Origin of the sequence: Halobaculum litoreum (assembly GCF_030127125.1) — an archaeon.
GTDB lineage: Archaea > Halobacteriota > Halobacteria > Halobacteriales > Haloferacaceae > Halobaculum > Halobaculum litoreum.
The window spans coordinates 440,078-460,600 of the sequence record NZ_CP126156.1 but is presented as its reverse complement, the minus strand read 5'-3'; the positions used below and the strand labels follow the sequence as shown (position 1 = coordinate 460,600).

Here is a 20,523-nt window from a genome sequence, read left to right as displayed (position 1 = left end):
CGATACTAATTGGGTGGCGCCGTGTGGGGCCGCCCGCATGAGCCACTCCCTGTTCCACGTCGTCTGTCGCGACTGTCGCACCGAGTCGCTGCGCCCCACCGAGGAGGAGGCCGCCCGGGTCGCCGACGACCACGCCGAACGCGCGGACCACGCGGTCGCCGTGGGCCGGGTCCACTGACCCACCCGCGGCCCCCGCCGGCGGGGACCGACCGAGGTTTGTACCGGCCGCCCGAGCGACCGGTATGGCAGACGACGCGAGCGACCGGCTCGAGACGGCGATCGCGGCCGCCCGCCGCGGCGGGGACCGCGCGATGGAGTCGTTCCGCTCGGCGCCGGCGGTGGAGACGAAGGCGGACGGCCCGATGGACGCGGTCACCGCCGTCGACCGGGCCGTGCAGGAGACGGTCGCCGGCTTCCTCGCCGACGCGTACCCCGACGACGCGTTCGTCGGCGAGGAGGAGGACGCACGGAAGACGGTGCCGGCGACGGGCGACGCGTGGGTCGTCGACCCGGTCGACGGGACGGTGAACTACGCCGCCGGCAACCGGGTGTGGATGACGAGCGTCGCCGCCTGCCGCGACGGCGAACCGGTCGCGGCCGCCAACTACGCGCCGGCGACGGGCGACCTGTACGTCGCCGGCGACGCCGGGACGCGCCGCGACGGCGACCCGGCGACGGTGAGCGACACGACCGACACCGCGGCGTTCACCGTGAACCCCGTCTTCGGCGTCTCCCCGCGCCACCGGCGGGAGCTGACGGCCGTCGTCGGGACGGTGCTCGACTCGTTCGGCGACGTCCGGCGGTTCGGCTGCGCGCAGGCGGCGCTGTCGGGCGTCGCGACCGGGGAACTGGAGGCGACCGTCTCGACGGTCGCGCTCAACGACTGGGACACCGTCGCCGGCGTCCACCTCGTACGGCGGGCCGGCGGCCGCGTCACGGACGTCCACGGCGACCGCTGGACGCCCGGGGCGACCGGGTTGATCGCCTCGAACGACGAGGCGCACGACGCGCTCGTCGAGGCGTTCGCGCCCGTCGAGGAGTAGGGGCGGCGACTACCGCAGCGACGCGAGCACGCGCTGGAGGTTCTCCTTCTCCTGGACGCCGACGAGGCGCTCGGCGGGCTCGCCGTTCGCGTAGAACTGCAGCGCCGGGATGCCGCGGACGCCGGCGTCCTGTGCGAGCCCCTGGAACGCGTCGACGTCGACCTTCAGCACGGTGAGGTCCTCCTCCTCGGCGGCGAGCGCCTCGACGGTCGGCTCCAGCATCTTGCACGGCCCACACCAGTCGGCGTAGTAGTCGACGAGGACGATCCCCTCGCTCGTCAGCTCCTCGAACTGCTCGACGCTCTCGACGTGGATCGGCTCGGTCGCGGCGGTCTGGCTGCTCATGCCCCGTCGTTGGCGAGTCGCGGGGATAACCGTTCCACACGAATGTCGGCGGCACGCACGACCGTCGGCGGCGGCCGGCGCACGGCGACGGCGGCCCGGCGTCCCCTCTCAGGGTTCGTACGACAACAGCACGCCGTCGTCGACGCGGGCCACGTCGACGAGGTCGAGTCGCGGGAAGTCGTCGACGAACCCCTCGCCGTCGGCGAGCGTCGGCGCCTCGCGGCCGCCGATCACGAGCGAACCGACGTACAGCGTGAGTTCGTCGACGAGGTCGGCGTCGAACAGCGAGAAGATGACCTCGCCGCCCCCTCGACCATCGTGCGCTCGACGCCCTCGCGTTCGAGCGCGTCGAACGCCGCGCGGAAGTCGACGCGGCCGTCGTCGCCGCCGGCGGCGACGACCTCGGCGCCGGCCTCGCGCAGCGCGTCGCGGCGGTCGGGGGCGCGCGGTCGCTCACGAGCAGGTAGGTGGTCGCCTCGTCGTCGAGGATCCGGGCGTCGGTGGGCGTGCGGGCGCGCGAGTCCGCGACGACGCGCGCGGGGTTGCCGGGGCGGCCGTTGCGGAGCCGCTGGACGCGGCGGTCCTCCTCGTCGAGCGTGAGGTGGGGGTCGTCCGCGAGCACCGTGCCGACGCCGACGAGGACGGCGTCGGCGGCCGCGCGGATCCGGTCGACGCGGTCGAAGTCGGCGGCGCCGCTGATCCGGACCTGTTCGCGGCGGCGCGAGGAGAGCTTCCCGTCGGCGGAGACGGCGGCGTTGACGTGGACGTACACGGCGGTGACTCCGCGGGGCGCGGCTTCAGTTCTGCCGGTAGCCGAGCGGCTTCTTCTGCTCGACTTCGATCTCGACGTGGACGGAGTCGGGGAAGTCCATGTGGCCGACCTCGCGGGCGATGTGGTCGTTGCCGTGGATCTCGAGGCGGCGCGCGAACACCTCGAACTCCCAGTTACCGAGGGAGTCGCCCGAGGAGAGGCCCTCGTACAGCGGCACGCGGACGCGTTCGGCGGGCTCGGTGTGGGGGCCCTTGCACTCGGCGCCCTTGCGTTCGAGCATGGATCGCAGGCTGTTCACGGTGTCGTCGAGCGCGGCCCGATCCCCGCTTTGGAATCGGAGTTTGGTTACGAAGGTCATGAGCTGGGGGTCTACACCACCCGTGTCGCCAGAGCGTGAAAAACGCATCTACCCGTTCCTCGCCACGTGGCGGGGTGACATGGCCGGCGGCGCGTGGCCGCCCCGGCACCCCCGCGCGCCCGCTCGCCGCCGCTCGTGTCGTTTCGGCGTCCCTCGCCCGCGGGCAGGGGGTTTCCGCTCCGACATACTCTTGAACCGGGGTTGCTTACCTGTCGGCAATGCCGGTCGAAGCGACTAGCGCTGGAGCCATCCTCTTCCGCGACACCCGCGGCAAACGGGAGTACCTGCTCCTGAAGAGCCGACCCGGGGACTGGGAGTTTCCCAAGGGCGGGGTCGAAGGGGAAGAGGAGCTCCAGCAGACGGCGATCAGGGAAGTGACCGAGGAGGCGGGAGTCGAGGACTTCCGGCTCATCGACGGCTTCCGCGAGGAGTACGACTACGTGTTCGAGGCGGGCGGCGACACCATCCACAAGACGGTGCACCTGTTCATCGCCCACTCGTTCGAGGCCTCCGCGGAGCTGTCCACCGAACACCGCGACCTCCAGTGGCGCGACTACGAGCAGGCGCTCAACACCATCACCCAGGACGGTCCCCGGGACATCCTCCGCGACGCGCACGACTACCTCGACGAGCTCGCGGCCACCGAGGCCGAGGGCTACCTGCTCGACAGCGAGACCTGACGCCGCGCGACCCCCAGTCGCGTCGCGGTTCGACCCCACGCCCCGCAGCGGCCGCGCCGTCACCGAAAGGCGTTAGTCGGCGCTGACCCCACGGAGGCACGTGTTTCCGGGTCCGGGCGACAGCGAGTTCGCCTTCGAACTGCTCGTGTGTCGGTGGGCGGAGTTGGCGTGGCACCCCGCCGAGGGACGCCGCCCGGCCGTCGTCGCCCGACAGCTCGGCACCCGCGACCGTCGCTGGGACACGGTCGTCGTCGAGGTCGACCCCGACGCGTTCGCGGCCCGTCGGGCGTTCGGCGAGGACGGACTGGACTCGGACCTGCTGCGCGTCGTCCGCGGCGCGCCGGCCGAGTGGACGTGGTACCGCGACGCGCTCGACGACCCGGGGTTCCCGTGGCGCTACGTCCGCGAGGCGATCCACCGGGCGGCGGCGCTGGACCTCGTCGAGAAGCGGCCCGGTGCGAACGGCCGGATCGAGTTCCGCCGCGTCCGCGAGTACCCCGACTGGGTCGAGCGCGTCGTCGCGGTCGAGAACAAGCCGGATCTGGACGCCAGCGCCGCGCGGGCACTCGCCGACCAGCTCCGCCACGACGTGGAGGCCGGCCTCGCCGACGAGGTGTGGGTCGCGACCGGCGCGACCGGCGAGCGCGTCTCGCCCGCCCTGTTGGAGGACATGCCCGTCGAGGTGGGCGTGCTGGAGTTCGACTTCGCCGACGGCGTCGCCGCCGACGCCGGCGAGGTCGTGTGGCACCCGACGACGCTGCGCGCCGACGGCGACCCGCGACGCCGCCTGCTGCTGGCCGAGCGCGCCTACGGGAAGGGGTGGCGCTCGTTCCGCGAGACGATGCGGCCGGACTGTCGCCACTTCGAGCTCCGGCGACGGGGGCGCGCGCTCGTCCCGTACTGCGCCGCGAAGGGACGGGTCCCCACGGCCGCCGAGTGCAAGGGCGGCTGTCCGTCGTTCTCGCCGGAGCCGCCGGGGTGGCGGACGAACGGCTGGCCGGTCGAGGGCGGGCCGGGGAAGGGGGTCCGGGCGCTGTTGGAGCGGCGCCGCGAGCGGGAGCGCGAACGGGCGGGCGAGTGACCGACGGACCGCCTACGCCTCGCTCTCGGCGACGACCTCGACGTCCTCGCGCGGCACCGCCAGCTTGAACGTCGGCACCGTCCGGTAGACCACTTCGACGACGTTCTTCCGGCGGAGGCTCTGGAGCGCGCGGCGCACGTCGCCCGCCCCGGGGTCGACGCCGTACGCCTCGCGGACCTTGTTCAGCACGGAGACGACCGACTCCGAGCGCTCGTCGTGGTCGGCGACGACGCGGAACACCTGCGCGTGAAGTTCGGGGACGGTGAGGCGCTCCGGCACCGCGTCCGGGTCGTCGCCGTCGTCGACGATGCCCGGCTCGACGCCGGTGAGCTCGGCCGCCTCGCTCGTCGCGCGGATGAGGCTGTTGTCGTCGCGGTAGTAGTAGTCCTTCAGGTGGTTCTCCAGATAGCCGTGCACGTCGCTGCCGCTGTCCATCCCCCACCGGTCGCCGAGTTCGCTGTTCTTCGTCGGCTGGAGCCGCACCACGTCGCCGAGGCGCTCCAACTCCTCGTCGGTGAGGTCGCTCATGGCGGGAGGGTTCCCGGGCGCAGTATTTGGGCGTCCCGGTTCCGCGAGTCGCCGGGCGGTCCGGCGGCGGCCCCCGCGTGTGCCTCACCCCAGCGTCAGCGACAGACAGCGCACCGACCCGCCCGCCTTCCGGAACTCGCCGGTCGCGACCGGCACCGGCGTGAACCCCGCCTCGCGCAGTCGGCGCTCCGTCTCGGGGTTCCCCGCGGCGAGGAGGACGTGTTCGCCGTCGACGCAGTGGCAGTTGCACGCGAGGTCGCCCGTCGCCTCCGCGAGCGGCACCTCGACCACCTCGTCGAACAGCGCGTCGATGCTGGCGCGCCCGGCCTCGGTGAACGCCTCCGGCACGACAAGGGCGGTCGACTCGGTCAGCGGGGCGAAGCAGACGTCGAGGTGGTAGAAGCGGTCGTCGGACAGTTCCAGCGTCACGACCGGCGCGTCGACGAGGCCGGCGACGTCGTCGTACGCCGCGCGGTCCGTGCGGACGCCGTGGCCGCCCCACACGAGCCGCCGGCCGGGGTGCCAGACGGCGTCGCCCGCGCCCTCGAAGGCGACGTCCCCGGGGAGGTCGTACACCTCGTAGCCGACCGCGCGACACCAGCGAGCGAAGTGCGCGGGCTCGCCGGCGCGCTCGTCGGTGGCCATCCGCGCACGCACGACGGCCCCGCCGTCCGCCGTCGGGAACCCGAGGTTCGCGGCGAACACGAGGTCCGGGAGCGCGGCGGGCGGGACGTGGTCGGCCCCGCCGGGGGCCGGCGTGCCGTACCGGTCCGGATCGAGGACGACGACGCGCTCGGCGTAGCGTTCGTACACGCGGCGCAGGCGGTCCCACTCGCTGCGCGCGCGGGCGGCGTCGACGCGGCCGCCCATGTAGGGGTTGATCCGGTAGCGGACGTCGAAGTACGTCGGCGCGACGAGCACCACGGTGTCGTGGGCGGGGCGTCGCGGGAGGGTCGGCCGGTCGAGCGGCGGCGGGGCGCGGTCGTCGTACACGGTTCGTTCGATCGTCGACATTGGTCCCGGATCCGCTGGATCGATCTATTGTAAGTCGCGCCGAAACCGGCCGTACGCACGGTTATTCTGGTACTAGTCGGGCACGCGTGTGTCGACGAAGTGCCGGTCCGCGACCCGTACGGCTTTCTCGCCGCACCGAGACACGGCGGGTATGTCCGAGTGGGACACACTCCGCTTCGAGGTGACCGACGGCGTCGCGACCATCACCGTCGACCGGCCAGACAAACTGAACGCGCTCAACGTGGCGACGCTGGAGGCGCTCCGATCGGCGATCGCCGAGGCGGAGGCGGCCGACGCCCGCGCGCTCGTGCTCACCGGCGCGGGCGACACGGCGTTCATCGCCGGGGCGGACATCTCCTACATGAAGGACCTCGGGACGCCGGAGGCGCAGGCGTACGCCGAGTTGGGTCACGACGTCGCGCGGTCGCTGGAGACGTTCCCGGCGCCGTCGGTCGCGGCGGTGAACGGGTACGCGTTCGGCGGGGGCTGCGAGCTCGCGCTGGCGTGTGACCTGCGCGTCGCCGCCGAGAACGCGGTGTTCGGGCAGACGGAGATCGATCTGGGGATCGTGCCCGGGTGGGGCGGCACCCAGCGGCTCCCGCGGCTCGTGAACGACGAGGTGGCGCGGCGGCTGATCCTGTTCGGCGAGCGCATCGACGCGACCGACGCCCACGAGTACGGGCTGGTCGGCGAGGTCGTCGCCCACGACCAGTTGGACGCGCGGATCGACGACCTCACCGCGGACCTGGCCGCCCAGCCCCGCTTCGCGCTGGCGGCCGCGAAGGAGGCGATCAACCAGTCGTACGAGACGGGGCTCGCCGCGGGGCTGGAGTACGAACAGCGCGTGTTCTCGGGGCTGTTCGGGACCCACGACCAGCGCGAGGGGATGGACGCGTTCGTGGAGAAGCGCGACCCCGAGTTCGAGTAAGGCGTCGTCGAGCGACCGGAGGGAGCGAGACGACGGAGTGCGAGCGGGGCGAGGGCGAGCGACGCGAGCCCTCGGCTTCCGGCGGCGAGGTGGGCGCGGCGGAGCCGCGCGGCCCGAGCCGCCACGAGACGGGCGCCGTCGAGCGACCGGAGGGAGCGAGCCGACGGAGTGCGAGCGGGGCCCGGGCGGCTCCACGCGCCGTCCGGGTCGCTCTCGGGGTCGTGACACCGTCGGCACGTTTTCCACGCCGCGGTCGAAACGGTACCACAGCACATGGCGGTGGCGCGATGAGCGGGACGCACGGTCGTCGCTCGCCGGCGACGAACCTCGGGCTGTTGGACGCCACGATGATCGGCATCGGGGCGATGATCGGCGCGGGGATCTTCGTGCTGACGGGGCTGGCCGCCGAGACCGCCGGCGCGGGGGCCATCGTCGCGTTCGCGCTCAACGGCGGCGTGACGACGTTCACCGCGCTGTCGTACGCGGAGTTGGCGGCGGCGATCCCGAAGAACGGCGGCGGCTACGCGTACGTCCGCGAGGCGTTCTCCTCGCCGGTCGCGTTCGTGATGGGGTGGACGCGGTGGTTCACGTACATGGCCGCCGGGGCGCTGTACGCGCTGGGCTTCTCGTCGAACTTCGTCGAGTTGGTCCACCTCTACTGGCCCGGCCTCCCCTCCTCGGAGCCGTGGATCGTGGCGTACGCGCTGTTCGCGGTCGTCTCGTTCGTCGGGCTGAACGCCGTGTCGACGGAGGCGTCCGGCGGCGCCGAGACGCTCGTGACCGCGGTGAAGATCGTCATCCTCCTCGTGTTCGTCGCGTTCGGCATCGGCGCGATCGACGGCGCCAACTTCGTCCCGCTGTTCCCGGCCGAGGGCGGCGCGCTCACCGTCCTCCCGGCGATGGGGCTGACGTTCATCGCGTTCCAGGGGTACGACCTGATCGCCACCGTCACCGAGGAGGTGGAGAACCCGACGACGAACATCCCGCGGGCGATCCTCGCGTCGGTGGTCGTGACGGTCGTCGTCTACCTCCTCGTCGTCGGCGTCGCCATCGGGACGCTCGGCCCGGAAGCTGTTGGCGGCCGCCGGCGAGACCGCCGTCGCGGAGGCGGCGATCGGCTTCATGCCCGACGTGGGCGTGTTCGGCGCGCCGCTCGGCGGGGCGCTCATCGCGTTCGGCGCGGTGTTCTCGACGATCAGCGCGCTCAACGCCGTCGTCATCGGGTCGAGCCGCGTCGCGTTCGCGATGGGCCGCGAGCGCCAACTGCCGGCCCGCCTCGGGCGGATCCACCCCCCGGTTCGGGACGCCGTGGCTCGCCATCGCCGCCAGCGCGGTGGTGATGCTGATCGCGACGCTCGTGGCGCCGATCCGGGTCGTCGGCAACCTCGCGAGCCTGTTCTCGCTGCTCGGGTTCGCCGTGGTGAACCTCGCGGTGATCCGCCTGCGGCGACAGCGGCCGAACCTCGCGCGCCCCTTCGAGGTGCCGTTCTACCCGGCCGCGCCGCTGCTCGGGATCGTGTTGAACCTCCTGTTGGGCCTGTTCATCTCGCCGGAGACGTGGGCGATCGCGATCGGGTGGCTCGGGATCGGCGTCGTGTTCTACGTCGCCCTCCACCGCCCGTCGATCCCGTTCGGGCGCGGCGAGCCGGCGGTCGACGATGGCCCGACGTCGGCGGCGGGTGGGTCGGCGTCGGGCGCCGACGGGGACGCGGACGCCCCGGTCGTGGTCGACACGCCGACGACGGCCGACCCCGACCCGTGGGGCGAGCGCGAGGGGGCGTCTCCGGCCGACGGCGACGCCCGGGAAGTAGAAGTGGATCCCGACGCGACTGACACGGAGGAGGAACGATGAGCGCGCGTGAGGACCTGAGGGTCGTCGTCGTCGGGAGCGGTCGCGTCGGGCTGGAGAGCGCGCGCTCGCTCGCCGAGCGCGGCCACGACGTGGTGATCGTCGAGCGCAACCCCGAGCGGGTCGCCGCGGCCGCCGACGAGTACGTCGCGACGATCATCGAGGGGGACGCCGCGCGCCCGTCGGTGCTCGCACAGGCGGCGCCCGGGCGCGCCGACGTGGTCGCCGCGCTGACGAACACGCTCGGCACCAACCTCGCGGTGTGTCTCGCGGCCAAGCGGCTCGCCCCGGAGGTCCGCACCGTGTTGCGGACGACGGAGCCGGACACCGCCGAGTTCGAGCCGTTCGTCGACCACGTCGTCTACCCCGAGCGCGCCGGCGCCCGCCGCGCGGTCAACGAGATCGAGGGCGGCGAGGTGGTCCGCACGATCGAGGCGCTCGCCGGGGAGTTGGAGGTGATCGAGGTGACGGTCGCGGAGTCGGCCCCGGTCGCGGGCCGGACCCTCCGGGAGGTGTCGCTCCCGCGGGGGAGCCTCGTCATCTCCGGCGCCGAGGGCGAGCACGTCGCCGGCGCGGACACGGCGCTGACGCCGGGGGCGACGTACCTCGTCGCCGCGGAGGGCGACGTCATCGACGAGATCCGGCGGCTGTTCCGGGGGTGACGCCCGCGCTGGGGGCCGATCCCCGGTCGGCGGCGATCCGACACCACGCTGATACGGCCGGGGCGCGTATCGACGACCTATGTCCGAAGTCAAACTGTCCCGGGTGGAGTCGCTGTTCGAGGAACTGGAGTACCCGGTGAGCCGCGCGGCCGCCGCCGGCGAGTTCGGCGACACCACCGTGCTGTTCGCCGACGGCGAGGGCAACCTCGGCCGCTACATCTCCGAGTGCCCCAGCGAACAGTTCCGCAGCGCCGAGGACCTGTACACCGACCTCCAGTCCGCGCTCCCCATCGAGGCGGTGGGGGAACCCGGTCAGTCCGAGGGCGACGCCTGAGCGGTACCCCCCGACGGCGGCGGGATCCGGCGGCGGACGGAGACCCCGGACGTTAAGTACGAGGACGGCCGACGAGGCCGGTATGAACTTCTGCGACGAGTGCGGTTCGATGATGAAGGCGGACGACGAGAAGTGGGTGTGCGACTCGTGCGGCCACGAGGAGCTCCGCGACGCGGCCAAGGAGGCCGGCATGACGACGACGCAGGGACAGGAGGGGAGCGCCGTCGTCGACGTCTCCGAGATGGACCAGTCGGAGATCGGCCCGACGGTCGAACAGAAGTGCCCCGACTGCGACGAGGTGCGGACGGTGCGCTACGAGATGAAGCAGATCCGGTCGGCCGACGAGTCGGAGACGCGCTTCTTCACCTGCACCGAGTGCGGGCACAAGTGGCGCGAGGACGACCACTGAGCCGGGACGACCCCGTTCCCCGCCGCTACTCCCCTCCGAGGTCGGTCCGGTCGCGCGGACCGTAGCGGGCCGCCGGCGAGCGACACTGCGAGCCCGACCGGCGCCGTCGGCGCCCCCGGGTCGACCGTCCTACGCGTCGTCGGCCGCGGCGTCCCCGTCGTCGCCGTCGCGCTCGGCGGCCGCCGTCGCGGGGTCGACGACCCGCTTCCCCGTCTCCTGCGGGAGCACGACGCGGTCGGCGTCGGTCCACTCGCGCTCCAGTTCGGCGCCCTCGAACAGGCGGTCGAGGAAGACGGCGAGGCCGGCGACCTCCGAGTGCGGCTGGTTCGTGACGCCGACGTTGTAGTCGGCCTCCTCGTAGAAGTCGAACGGCACCTTCTCGCCGCCGACGACGACGAGCAGCGGCGTGTCCGCGTCCACGGAGTCGCCGCGGACGTCGGCCTCGACGTCCTGCACGCGCTCGCCGTACATCGTGAGGTGGACGACCGTCCCCTCGAACCGCCGGGCGTACGCGCGCTGGTCGTCGCGGAGTTCGACGGCGAACGGGCCGCCGAAGCGGTCGGTGATGTCGCGGATCGTCTCGGCGGACTGGCCGGCGTTGTCCGGGAGCACCACCCGGTCGGCGCCCAGCGCGCGCGCGGTCAGCCCCACGTGGGTCGTCATCCGGTCGTCCCGCCCCGGGCGGTGACCGTACCGGAGGACGACGACGTCGTCGGTCATACCGGAGCGTCGGCGCCGCGGGGTAAGGGCGGTTCGCTTCGCGCGCGGTCGAGCGAGCGAACGGCGTGAGCGAGCGAGACCGCGGGGGACGGCGGCGAGGTCCGGAGGGCCGAGCCGCCCATCGACCACACACACACCGAGCGAACGGAGCGAACGGCGTGAGCGAGCGAGACCGCGGAGGACGGCGGCGAGGGCCGGAGGGCCGAGCCCATCGACCACAGACCGAGCGAGCGACGCCGTCCGCCGCGGTCGCCGCCGCCAACGAGTCTTTAGCCGTCCGACACCTCCGATCGTCTATGACGAAGTTCCCCGAGGACGTCGCCGGCGTCGGCGACGACCGGATCGTCGGCAGTACCGCCCTCGTGACCGGCTCGACAAGCGGCATCGGTCGCGAGACGGCCCGCGCACTCGGCCGACTCGGTGCACACGTGGTCGTCCACGGGCGCGACGACGAGGCCGGCGGCGAGGTCGTCGACGCGATCGAGGACGCCGTGAACGAGGGCACCGCGGAGTTCGTCCGCGCCGACTTCGCCGACCCCGACGAGGTGTCCCGGCTGGCCGACCGGACGCGGAAGGCGGCCGGCGACGACGGCCTCGACGTCCTGATCAACAACGCCGGCGGCTACTTCCGCGAGCCGCAGCTCACCGACCTCGGCGTCGAGTACACCTTCCACGTGAACCACCTCTCCCCGTACCAGCTCACCGCGGAGCTGCTCGACGATCTCGCGGACGGCGCGCGGGTCGTCACGACCGCCTCGGAGGCCCACCGCGGGGACCGGATCGACCTCGACGCGGTGACGGCGCTCGACGACTTCTCCTCGTGGCGGGCGTACCAGCGGTCGAAGCTCGCGAACGTCCAGTTCGCCGCCGAACTCGGCCGACGGCTGCGCGACCACGACCGCGACGTCACGTCCAACAGCTTCCACCCCGGGGCCATCCCGGGGTCGGGGTTCTTCCGGCACCTCCCGGGGCCGCTGTCGAAAGCCGCCGGCGGGCTCGGCAAGCTCCCGTTCGTGACGACGCCCGCCGACGGCGCCGCCACCGCGGTGTACCTCGCCGTCGCCGACGACGTCGCCGACACCACCGGCCGCTACTTCGCGGACCTGCGCGAGAAGAAGCCCTCGACGGAGGCACAGGACCCCCGCGCGCAACGGGAGCTGTGGGAACGCAGCGCCGGCCTCCTCGGCATCGATGAGCCGCTCGCGGCCGACGGCGCCGACGCGGCCGCCGAGGACGCCACGGGGGCGACGGCGGCGGCCGACGACGCCGAGGCGACCGCCGAGTAGGGGCTCCGGGGCCGATCGACCGGACGCGACCGGAAGGCACTTTCCCCGCTCGGCCGCCGTTTCGCCATGGACTTGACCGACGCGACCGCCCTCGTCACGGGCGGCGGCGGCCTCATCGGCTCGCACCTCGCGGGCCACCTGACCACCGCGTACGGCGCGGACGTACGCGTCGTCGACGACTTCTCGAAGGGGGAGCGCGACCGCGTCCCCGACGGCGTCGACGTGGTCGAGGCGGACCTCACCGACGCGGCCGACGCCGCGGCGGCCGTGACCGACGACCTCGACGTCGTGTTCCACCTCGCGGCGTACACGGACACGAACTTCGACGACGACCGCCGACTGTTCGAGGAGAACACCGAGATGACGTACAACGTCCTCGAGGCGATGGACGAGGCCGACGTCACGAACCTCGCGTTCACCTCCTCGTCGACGGTGTACGGCGAGGCGCCCCGTCCGACGCCCGAGGACTACGCGCCGCTGGAGCCGATCAGCATCTACGGCTCGTCGAAACTCGCGGACGAGGCGCTGATCTCGACGTACGCCAAGAGCTACGGCGTCACCGCGTGGGTGTACCGCTTCGCCAACATCGTCGGCCCGTACCAGCGCGGCAACGTGATCCCCGACTTCATCCAGAAGCTGCAGGCCGACCCCGACGAACTGGAGATCCTCGGCGACGGCCGGCAGGAGAAGTCGTACCTCCACGTCACCGACTGCGTCGACGCGATGTGCCACGTCGTCGAACACGGCGCGCGCGACCTCAACACGTACAACCTCGGGTCGCGCACGACGACCTCCGTGAACCGTATCGCCGACATCGTCGCCGACGAGATGGGGCTCGACCCCGAGTACAGGTACACCGGCGGCGACCGCGGCTGGACGGGCGACGTGCCGAAGATGCGCCTGTCGGTCGAGAAGCTCTCTGCGCTGGGCTGGGAGCCGCCGGCCTCCAGCGACGACGCCGTCCGCGCGGCCACCCGCGACCTCCTCGCGGAACTGCGCTGAGGCCGCGCCCGCGCGTCTGGGGCCCCACACGGGGTGTCAACCCTTCGAACGAATTGTTTACTCGGTCGTGAAAAACTATTTCTACTCGGAGCGCATACACGTTAGTATGAACGCGTACCGCCAAGCAACCTACGCCGAAGTCGCGACCGCCATGCACCGTATCAACGACCGCACCGTCAGTCTCGGCCGCCCCGCCGGGGAGTGACCCCGTTCGGGCCCCGCGTTCGTCCCCTCCCCGCCCCGTCGGCCCCGCCCGTCGCCCGTTCCGACGCGGTCACCGACCGCCCGGCACGACGACCGTCATCGTCGCCGACGCCGCCGCGTCGGTCGCCGCCAACGACCCCGTGACCTCGTACTCGCCCGCGGGCGGCGACGCCCAGACGGCGTCGTAGGCGACCGTCTCGCCGGGCGCGAGCGTCTCGTTCCCGAGCGCCATCGCGAAGCCGCGGTCGTCGCTCCAGCGCCACGCCTCCGCGCCGTCGGCGTCGACGGCGACGAACTCGGCGCGCTGGCCGTCGGCGAACGAACAGTCGACGGCGTCGTCCCCGACGTTCTCGACCGTCAGCGTCAGTTCGAGGCCCTCCTCGGTCGGCGTCACCGTCAGCGTCGCCGCCAGCGTGTCGGCCATACCTACGCGTATCAGCGGAGCGAAAAGAACGTACGGGTCGTGCGGGGACGCGGGCGGATCAGTCGTCGGTGGACGTGTAGCCGAGCGCGGCGGCGGTGTCGAGGAGGCCCGCGCCCTGCTCGTTCGACGCGAGGCCAAGGTCCTCGGCCGTGTTCGTCAGCCGCGAGCGCGCCTCGCTGGCGGTGTAGCCGTCGGCCATCAGTTGGCCCGCGGCGCCCGCGACGTGGGGCGTCGCCATCGATGTGCCCGAGAAGGTGGCGTACGACCCGCCGGGCACCGTCGAGTACACGTCCGTGCCGGGCGCGATGATGTCGACCTCCGGGCCGGTCGAGGAGAAGCTCGACAGCGAGTCGTCGCTGGCGGACGAGGAGACGGCCACACACTCGGGGTAGGCGGCGGGGTAGCCCACGCAGTCCGTGCAGGGGCCGGAGTTGCCCGCCGCGGCGACGAGGAGCACGCCGCGGTCGACGGCGTACTGGCACGCGTCGCGCAGCGCCGCCGAGCCGGCGGAGGCGCCGAGGCTCATCGAGCCGACGTCCCAGCCCCGGTCGGCGACGTACTCGACGCCGGCGGCGATGTCGGAGAAGCTCCCCGAGCCGCGCTTGTCGAGCACCTTCACCGCGTGCAGCGTCGCCTCGGTGGAGACGCCGACGACGCCCTGCGTGTCGTCGTCCGCGCCGGCGGTGCCGGCGCAGTGGGTGCCGTGGTCGTTGTCGTCGTCCCAGTCGTACTGGTACTTCCCGCGCGCCTTCACGAACGCCCGGCCCGAGCCGAGGTTCGCCCGCAGGTCGGGGTGGTCGGAGTCGATCCCCGTGTCGAGGATCGCCACGTCGGCGCCCGCGCCGGTCGAGCCGTTCGCGTGGGCGACCTCCGAGTCCGTGCGGTCGATGCCCCACGGCGTCCGCTGGGCGAGCGCGTGCATCCGGCCGTTCTTCTCGACGTAGCGCACGTCGGGGCGCCTGCTCAGGCCCTCGATCGCGTTCTCGTTGACGCGGATCGTCACCGCGTCGAAGTTGAACTCCCGGACGACCTCGTCGGCCTCCGCCTTCGCGGCTCGCTTGCCGCTGTCGGCGCTGTAGCCGACGTTCACCTCGACGGTGCCGGGCGAGGCCGAGGCCATGCCCGCGAGTCCGGTCGTCGCGACCGCCGCGCCGGTCGCCTTCAGTACGTCACGTCGCGTCTTCCCGTCACGATATACCATGACGAACGTGAAGGCGTGGCACCCACATATAATTCTGATGGAAACTCATTCAAATTACTGTATAGTTATTCAGTAGTAACTTGTCCGAGCGCTAAGGTTATCCTCGTTCGGAGACGAATCTTGAGGCGGGTCCACCGACCGAGGCGGCGGCCGTCGCCGAATGGGACACGGATATACGCCGCGGCCCGTTACGGACGACCGTGCAGGTCGTGGGCTACGACACGCCGTCCGGCGGGCTGTTCGTCAGCGACGGCGCCCCCGACCCGGCGGCGCCGCCCGGCGTCGCGACCGGCGACGCCGACCGGGTGGCTCTCGACCCCGGCACCGACCTCTCGTGGCGCCTCGGCGAGCGTCGCTGCGCGGGCGCCGTCCACGAGGACGGCCACGTCGCCTGCGGGAACGACGCCGCGCCGTACTGCGAGGACCACCGCTCGACGTGGGTGTGCGCGCGGTGTACCGGGACGTGCCTGAAAGCCGAGATGGACTGCTTCGACGACCACGCGATCTACGTCGCGGCGTTCGCCCCCGACGTGTTCAAGGTGGGCGTGACGAGGGAGTGGCGCCTCGACACCCGCCTGCGCGAGCAGGGCGCCGACCGGGCGATCCACCTGCGGACGGTCGACGACGGCCGGATCGCCCGGGAGATCGAGTCGTCGATCGCCGCCCGCGGGCTCGACCGCGACGCGCCCGACGGCGGGGCGGCCGCGCCGCGCCCGGACGCCGACGGCCTCCCGGACCGGGTGCGCGTCCCGACGAAGATCGCGGGGCTCGGCGACGCGGTGGACGCGGCCGCGTGGGAGCGCCTGCTCGACGGCGTCGACTACGAGGCGTCGTTCGAGTTCGACTACGGGCTCGCCCTCGCCGAGCGCCCGGTCGCCGAGACCGTCGCCGCCGGGACGGTCGTCGGGACGAAGGGACGGGTGCTGGTGCTGGAGAACCGCGGGACGACGTACGCCGTCGACATGCGCGACCTCGTCGGCTACGAACTCGAGGAGGGCGGCGGCGACCGGGACCTCCAGTCGAGTCTCGGCGCGTTCGGGTGACGGCCCCGGGACGCCGTTCCCCGGGCCGCGGCCTCACCCCGACCACTCGACGTCCGACAGCGTCCGCTGGACCGCCTCCTCGCCGACGGCCGCCGCGAGCTCCTCGAACCCCTGTCGGACCGCGCGGTCGGAGGCGTTCGCGACGAGCCGCGAGACGATGAACTCCGGCGTCGACTTGCCGACGACGCCGAAGCGGGGCTGGTAGTCGACGAGCAGTTCCAGATCCGCGGTGAGCCCCTCCGCGAAGATGCCGTCCACGCGGGCGGCGTCGGGGAGCGGCGACAGGTCCGCCGCGAGGTGGGTGACGTACACGCCGACAGCGCCGCGGTCGACGGTGAGCTCGACGAGCCCGTTGAGCAGGTCCGCCGCGCGCCCGGGCTCGGTGATCGCCTCGAACTCGTCGACGAGCATCAGCGTCCGTCCCTCGCCGACGAGCGGCGGGACGACGGACTTCAGCGTCGACTCCAGCACCCCGGCGTTGAACGAGGCGTGCCGACGGTGGAACACGACCGTGTCGAACCGGCCGACCTCCGCGGCGTCCGCGGGGACGGGCAGGCCCATCGACGCGAGCACGACCACCTGACACACCGTCTCCAGCAGCGTCGTCTTCCCGCCGGAGTTGGCGCCGGTGAGCACGGCGACGCGGTCGTCAGCGGGGGCGACGTCGAGCGAGTGGTCGCCGACGCCGTACGAGACCGGCTGGACGTCGCCCGACAGGAAGAGGTTCCGAGCGTTCGCCACGGCGACGCCGTCGCCGTCGAGGTCGGGCGCGACGAGGTCGTGGGCGACGGCGAACCGCGCCAGCGACAGGCGGAAGGCGATGTCGGCGACCGCCGACGCGACGCCGTCCACGTCGACGTCGTCGTCGTCGACGTCCGCCTCCAGCGCGGCGCGGACCTCGGCGGCCCGCTCGTCCGCGGCCGTCTCCAGTTCCGCCGCGAGCGTCCGCAGCGTCCCCCCGACGTAGTCGGCGGAGTCGACGGCGTCGTCGGGGGCGGCCGAGCGCACGCGGCCGCGGTCCAGTCCCGTCTCGGCGGCGACGTACTCGACGACGGCCGAGCGGAACGCGTCGGCGTCGCGGGCGCCGCGCCCGCGGACGGTCTCCACGACGCCGAACGCGGAGTCGGCGAGGGCGCGCACGTCGGCCGCCTGCTCGCGGAGGCGGTCGAGGCGGTCGTCGGCGCCCGCGGCGACGCCGTCGTCGGTGAGCACGGCCAACGCGTCGGCCGCCTCCCGGAGCGCCGCCTCGTCGACGCCGTCGAGCGCGGCGAACGTCCCGCCGCGCAGGCCGGCCGCGCGCAGCGCCAGCGCACACTCCAGGGCCGCCCGGTCGGTGCCGCCGGCCTCGTCGTACTCGGCGAACGCGGCGATCACCGCCTCGCGAGCGTCGTCGTCGAGGGCGGTCCACGCGTCGCGCGCCTCCAGCACGTCGTCGAGGCGTTCCCGGCGGCGCTCGGCGCTCGTGAGCGGCGTGAGCACGCGCACGCGGTCGGCGGCGTGGTCGGTGACGGCGTAGCCCGCCGCGATGTCGAGGAGGTCGTCGTACACCTCCCGGGCGTCGCGCGTCCCGAACAGCTCCATCCCCGCTTTCCCGTTCGCCCGACGGAGGACGCGGGTCGCCCGGCCGCGGGGGACCCCGGCCTCGACGAGCGCGCGCACGTCGGCCGACTCGATGGCGGCGACGGCGGCCTCCTCGCCGATGGCGTCGGCGAGCGTCTCCGCCGTCTTCGGCCCGACGCCCCAGTACCGTTCCAGTCGCATACGCGACCGTGTGGTCGGGAGGATGTAGACGGTACCGGTCCGGGCGAGGCCGCACCGGGGAGGTCAGGCGTCCGATCCGTCAGTGGGCTCGGCCGCCGGGTCGAGCGTCCCCTCCGCGAGCAGCCGGTCCGCGACGGGCAGCGCGAGCGCGTGGAGGCGGACGAGGCCGTGCGTTCGCGTCCGCTCCCCCGCGGATAGGCGCCCGAGCCGGCCGACGCCGTCGCTCGCGGGACGTAGACGGACGGACGTAGAACGAACGCGGCCGCGACCCGGTCGGCCGGTCAGGCGCTGGAGCCCGACCCGCCCTCGGCGCGGTCGCGGTACACCCGCAGCAGTTCCTCGAGGATCATCCCCGAGCGGTCGGTGGTCTCGTAGTTCTCGTCGATGAACTGTTCGGCCTCGTCGAAGTCGTTACGCAGGCCGAGTTGGCGCACGGTGATGACGGCGTTGAGGAAGTCGCGGCCGCCGTCGGCGCCGATCAGCACCGGCTCCTTCTTCAGGTCCAGTTCCTCGCGGATCTCCCCGTAGTTGAACGTCTCCGGCTCCCAGTCGTCGCTGACGAGCGCGAGCACGTACTCCGCCGAGAACCGGTAGAACTCGGACTTGCTCTCGAAGACGCCGTCCTCGACGAGCGAGTCGATCTCGTCGACGACCTTGTCCGGGTATCGAACGGTGTCCTTGGCCATTCCGAGTTCCTCCTTCGTCCCGCCCGTTGGCACGGCGCATATAGAGTCTTTTGGTTACCTGACAGACGGCTTCCGACGAACGTCCACTACAGGGCGTGAGGCGTCCGAATTTTGGATTTGATACGCAAAGACGACATTCACACCCACACCCGGACGGCCGACGGCGCGGGGCGGACGACACGGGGCGTTCGGTCGCCGCGACCGGCCGGTTCGCGGCCGCTCGCGGTCGCGGTTACTTGCTCTGGCGGTACACGAGGTTGCGCTGGACCTCGCTGGCGCCCTCGTAGATGACGGGGATGCGCACGTCGCGGTACACGCGGGCGATGCGGCGCTCGGTCAGGATCGAGCGGCCGCCGTGGAGCTGCATCCCGCGCTCGGCGCAGTCGACGGCCATTTCCGTCGACTTGAGCTTCGCCATCGCCGCCCACAGGCCGGCGTCCTCGTGGTTGGCGAGCTTCTCGGCGGCCCGCCAGTTGAGCGCGCGGGCGGCCTGGAACTCGGTCAGCATGTCCGCGAGGTCGTGCTGGACCGACTGGAAGTCCGAGATGGAGCGGTTGAACGCCTCGCGGTCGTGGACGAAGTCCCACGCCTCCTCGATGGCGGCGGCGGCGAGGCCGAGCCCGTGGCCGCCGACGACGACGCGCCCGTGGTTGAAGAAGTCCGCGAGCATGTAGAAGCCGCCGCCCTCGGCGCCGATGAGGTTCTCCTCGGGGACGAAGCAGTCCTCCATCACGATGTGGCCCTGTTTGGACGCGCGCATCCCCATCTTCTCGGGGATGTGCTCGGCCTCGTAGCCGTCGCGGTCCGTCTCGACGATGAAACAGGAGTAGTTGCCGTAGCGGTCGTCGGAGTCGCCCGTCTTCGCGTAGACGGTGAGCCAGTCGGCCTCGACGGCGTTGCCGACCCAGTACTTCTCGCCGGTGATCTCGTAGCCGCCCTCGACCTTCTCCGCCTTCGTCGTCATGCCCGCGAGGTCGGAGCCGGTCTGCGGCTCCGACACCGCGAGCCCGGAGATCTGCTCGCCCTCGGCGACCGGGCGGACGTACTCCTCGCACTGCTCGTCGGTGCCGTAGTCGTACACCAACTCGTTGCCGAAGGAGGCGAGCATCAGCGTGAGGCCGATGCCGGCGTCGGCGCGGTAGAACTCCTCGGCGAGCGCGAGCATCTCGTAGATGTCGAAGCCGCGGCCGCCGTACTCCTCGGGGATGTCCTGCCCGACGAGGCCGGCCTCCTGACCCGCCTCCAGCACCTCCGTCGGGTAGTCGTCGGCGCGGAAGTGCTCCTCGGCGACGGGAGCGATGTGTTCCTCGGCGAACGCGCGGGCCTCGCGCTTGACCTCGCGGGCGTGCTCGGGAACCAGCGACTCGTCCAACAGACCGAGATCCGTGTTCATGATCCCCACTCGGGACGGCCCGACCATAACGTCCGTGGAACCGCGAACCCCGGGAGTCGCGTTTACGGAGGCGGACGGGCGATCGCGCGCCGCCGGCCGCTACTCGCCGCCGCGGCCGCCGGCGGTTCCGAGACCGGCGAGCGCGCTCCGGTCGGAGACGTACCGCTTCGCGAGGTTCGACTCCGCACGGTGGAGCGTCTCGCTCACGGTCGACTTCGCGCGGTCCAGTTCCTCGGCCAGCCCCGACAGCGTACACTCGCGGGGGGTGTCGTAGTACCCGGCCTCGACCGCGCGGGCGACGACGGTCGACTGTCGGTCGGTGAGGACGCTCGCCCCGTCGATCCGCTGGTGGACGGCCGCCACCCGGAACCCGTAGCCGGCCGCCCGGAGCGCGTCGCCCAGCGACGAGAGCCGGTCGGCCGGCGTCGTCACCGAGAGGGTCGCCTCGCCGCCGCGCACCGTCACCGGCGGTTCGAACGGGACGCCGGCGTTCCGCAGCGCCTCCTGGAGGAACGGCTCGCTCGTGTCGAAGGCGACGAGGCGCTCGCCGTCGCCGGCGCGCAGCACCTCGACGTCGCGCACGGTCGCGTGCCCCCGGAGGTCCCGCACGACCGCGTCGAGGTCCCCGCCGTCCTCGGCGGCGACCGAGAACAGCCCCGAACCGTCGGCGTCCGTCAACGGGATCGCCGCGAGGAGCCGGAACACCGTGCCCGGGTAGCTCCGGGAGAGGCTCCCGATCCACGACTCCGGGCCGAGGTCGACGACGAGGGTGGCGCGCGGCATCTCCCCGACCCGACACG

Annotated in this window: 22 protein-coding genes and 2 pseudogenes; 12 read left to right on the top strand and 12 right to left on the bottom strand. The window is 72.6% G+C overall.

Annotation, left to right across the window (positions count from 1 at the left end; translation table 11 throughout):
* Positions 1-37: 37 nt before the first annotated feature.
* On the top strand, positions 38-178 hold the full coding sequence (locus P0R35_RS02465) for a hypothetical protein (RefSeq protein ID WP_284013673.1): 141 nt from the start codon (positions 38-40) through the stop codon (positions 176-178).
* 64 nt (positions 179-242) lie between these two features.
* Entirely contained in the window at positions 243-1,043 is an 801-nt protein-coding gene (locus P0R35_RS02460) for an inositol monophosphatase family protein (protein ID WP_284013672.1), read from the top strand.
* A 9-nt stretch (positions 1,044-1,052) separates the two neighbouring features.
* Here the strand turns inward: P0R35_RS02460 and P0R35_RS02455 are convergent, their stop codons facing one another.
* From P0R35_RS02455 to P0R35_RS02445, 3 genes and pseudogenes are all read right to left on the bottom strand, one after another.
* Entirely contained in the window at positions 1,053-1,388 is a 336-nt protein-coding gene (locus P0R35_RS02455; protein ID WP_284013671.1) for a thioredoxin family protein, read from the bottom strand.
* 108 nt (positions 1,389-1,496) lie between these two features.
* Positions 1,497-2,160, bottom strand: a pseudogene (locus tag P0R35_RS02450) (2,5-diamino-6-(ribosylamino)-4(3H)-pyrimidinone 5'-phosphate reductase).
* Positions 2,161-2,185: 25 nt separating this feature from the next.
* A complete protein-coding gene (locus tag P0R35_RS02445) occupies positions 2,186-2,518 on the bottom strand; it encodes an uS10/mL48 family ribosomal protein (protein ID WP_284013670.1) in 333 nt (110 codons plus the stop codon).
* Between the two features lie 218 nt (positions 2,519-2,736).
* Between P0R35_RS02445 and P0R35_RS02440 the strand changes: the two genes are divergently transcribed.
* Positions 2,737-3,198 (top strand): bis(5'-nucleosyl)-tetraphosphatase, encoded by a 462-nt coding sequence (locus P0R35_RS02440; RefSeq protein ID WP_284013669.1) that lies wholly within the window; start codon positions 2,737-2,739, stop codon positions 3,196-3,198.
* A 100-nt stretch (positions 3,199-3,298) separates the two neighbouring features.
* Positions 3,299-4,279 (top strand): DUF5787 family protein, encoded by a 981-nt coding sequence (locus P0R35_RS02435; RefSeq protein WP_284013668.1) that lies wholly within the window; start codon positions 3,299-3,301, stop codon positions 4,277-4,279.
* Between the two features lie 12 nt (positions 4,280-4,291).
* Here the strand turns inward: P0R35_RS02435 and P0R35_RS02430 are convergent, their stop codons facing one another.
* Complete coding sequence (locus P0R35_RS02430) at positions 4,292-4,807, bottom strand: DUF5797 family protein (protein ID WP_284013667.1); 516 nt, start codon at positions 4,805-4,807, stop codon at positions 4,292-4,294.
* A gap of 84 nt (positions 4,808-4,891) precedes the next feature.
* On the bottom strand, positions 4,892-5,821 hold the full coding sequence (locus P0R35_RS02425; protein ID WP_284013666.1) for a dimethylarginine dimethylaminohydrolase family protein: 930 nt from the start codon (positions 5,819-5,821) through the stop codon (positions 4,892-4,894).
* A gap of 151 nt (positions 5,822-5,972) precedes the next feature.
* On the opposite strand from P0R35_RS02425, the gene P0R35_RS02420 reads away from it, so the two are divergent.
* The 5 genes and pseudogenes from P0R35_RS02420 to P0R35_RS02400 all read left to right on the top strand — a co-directional run bounded on the left by P0R35_RS02420 (position 5,973) and on the right by P0R35_RS02400 (position 10,003).
* A complete protein-coding gene (locus P0R35_RS02420) occupies positions 5,973-6,749 on the top strand; it encodes an enoyl-CoA hydratase/isomerase family protein (protein WP_284013665.1) in 777 nt (258 codons plus the stop codon).
* A gap of 287 nt (positions 6,750-7,036) precedes the next feature.
* Positions 7,037-8,601 (top strand): annotated as a pseudogene (locus tag P0R35_RS02415) (APC family permease).
* Positions 8,598-9,260 (top strand): potassium channel family protein, encoded by a 663-nt coding sequence (locus tag P0R35_RS02410; protein ID WP_284013664.1) that lies wholly within the window; start codon positions 8,598-8,600, stop codon positions 9,258-9,260. The pseudogene P0R35_RS02415 and the gene P0R35_RS02410 overlap by 4 nt, the downstream one beginning before the upstream one ends.
* A gap of 79 nt (positions 9,261-9,339) precedes the next feature.
* Complete coding sequence (locus P0R35_RS02405) at positions 9,340-9,594, top strand: DUF5789 family protein (RefSeq protein ID WP_284013663.1); 255 nt, start codon at positions 9,340-9,342, stop codon at positions 9,592-9,594.
* An 82-nt stretch (positions 9,595-9,676) separates the two neighbouring features.
* On the top strand, positions 9,677-10,003 hold the full coding sequence (locus tag P0R35_RS02400) for a transcription factor S (RefSeq protein ID WP_284013662.1): 327 nt from the start codon (positions 9,677-9,679) through the stop codon (positions 10,001-10,003).
* Between the two features lie 129 nt (positions 10,004-10,132).
* Here the strand turns inward: P0R35_RS02400 and P0R35_RS02395 are convergent, their stop codons facing one another.
* A complete protein-coding gene (locus tag P0R35_RS02395) occupies positions 10,133-10,723 on the bottom strand; it encodes a tRNA (cytidine(56)-2'-O)-methyltransferase (protein WP_284013661.1) in 591 nt (196 codons plus the stop codon).
* Between the two features lie 296 nt (positions 10,724-11,019).
* On the opposite strand from P0R35_RS02395, the gene P0R35_RS02390 reads away from it, so the two are divergent.
* Together P0R35_RS02390 and P0R35_RS02385 are read left to right on the top strand one after the other, a co-directional pair.
* On the top strand, positions 11,020-12,009 hold the full coding sequence (locus P0R35_RS02390) for an SDR family NAD(P)-dependent oxidoreductase (RefSeq protein WP_284013660.1): 990 nt from the start codon (positions 11,020-11,022) through the stop codon (positions 12,007-12,009).
* 66 nt (positions 12,010-12,075) lie between these two features.
* A complete protein-coding gene (locus P0R35_RS02385; RefSeq protein ID WP_284013659.1) occupies positions 12,076-13,011 on the top strand; it encodes an NAD-dependent epimerase/dehydratase family protein in 936 nt (311 codons plus the stop codon).
* 274 nt (positions 13,012-13,285) lie between these two features.
* Here the strand turns inward: P0R35_RS02385 and P0R35_RS02380 are convergent, their stop codons facing one another.
* Positions 13,286-13,639 carry a BsuPI-related putative proteinase inhibitor gene (locus P0R35_RS02380; RefSeq protein WP_284013658.1) on the bottom strand — a complete coding sequence of 118 codons (354 nt, stop codon included), beginning with the start codon at positions 13,637-13,639 and terminating at the stop codon, positions 13,286-13,288.
* A gap of 58 nt (positions 13,640-13,697) precedes the next feature.
* Positions 13,698-14,840, bottom strand: coding sequence for a S8 family peptidase (locus P0R35_RS02375; RefSeq protein ID WP_284013657.1), 1,143 nt, complete (start codon positions 14,838-14,840; stop codon positions 13,698-13,700).
* Between the two features lie 200 nt (positions 14,841-15,040).
* Here P0R35_RS02375 and P0R35_RS02370 point away from each other — a divergent pair, with 200 nt between their 5' ends.
* Positions 15,041-15,883: a DUF2797 domain-containing protein gene (locus tag P0R35_RS02370; protein WP_284013656.1), complete on the top strand. Its 843-nt coding sequence runs from the start codon at positions 15,041-15,043 to the stop codon at positions 15,881-15,883.
* 33 nt (positions 15,884-15,916) lie between these two features.
* Here P0R35_RS02370 and P0R35_RS02365 read toward each other — a convergent pair whose 3' ends face one another.
* The 4 genes from P0R35_RS02365 to P0R35_RS02350 all read right to left on the bottom strand — a co-directional run bounded on the left by P0R35_RS02365 (position 15,917) and on the right by P0R35_RS02350 (position 20,506).
* On the bottom strand, positions 15,917-17,644 hold the full coding sequence (locus P0R35_RS02365; RefSeq protein WP_284013655.1) for a MutS-related protein: 1,728 nt from the start codon (positions 17,642-17,644) through the stop codon (positions 15,917-15,919).
* Positions 17,645-17,925: 281 nt separating this feature from the next.
* Positions 17,926-18,330, bottom strand: a complete 405-nt coding sequence (locus tag P0R35_RS02360; RefSeq protein WP_284013654.1) for a ribbon-helix-helix domain-containing protein — start codon at positions 18,328-18,330, stop codon at positions 17,926-17,928.
* Between the two features lie 232 nt (positions 18,331-18,562).
* Entirely contained in the window at positions 18,563-19,723 is a 1,161-nt protein-coding gene (locus P0R35_RS02355; protein ID WP_284013653.1) for an acyl-CoA dehydrogenase family protein, read from the bottom strand.
* 99 nt (positions 19,724-19,822) lie between these two features.
* Positions 19,823-20,506, bottom strand: a complete 684-nt coding sequence (locus P0R35_RS02350) for a helix-turn-helix domain-containing protein (RefSeq protein ID WP_284013652.1) — start codon at positions 20,504-20,506, stop codon at positions 19,823-19,825.
* Positions 20,507-20,523: the final 17 nt, after the last annotated feature.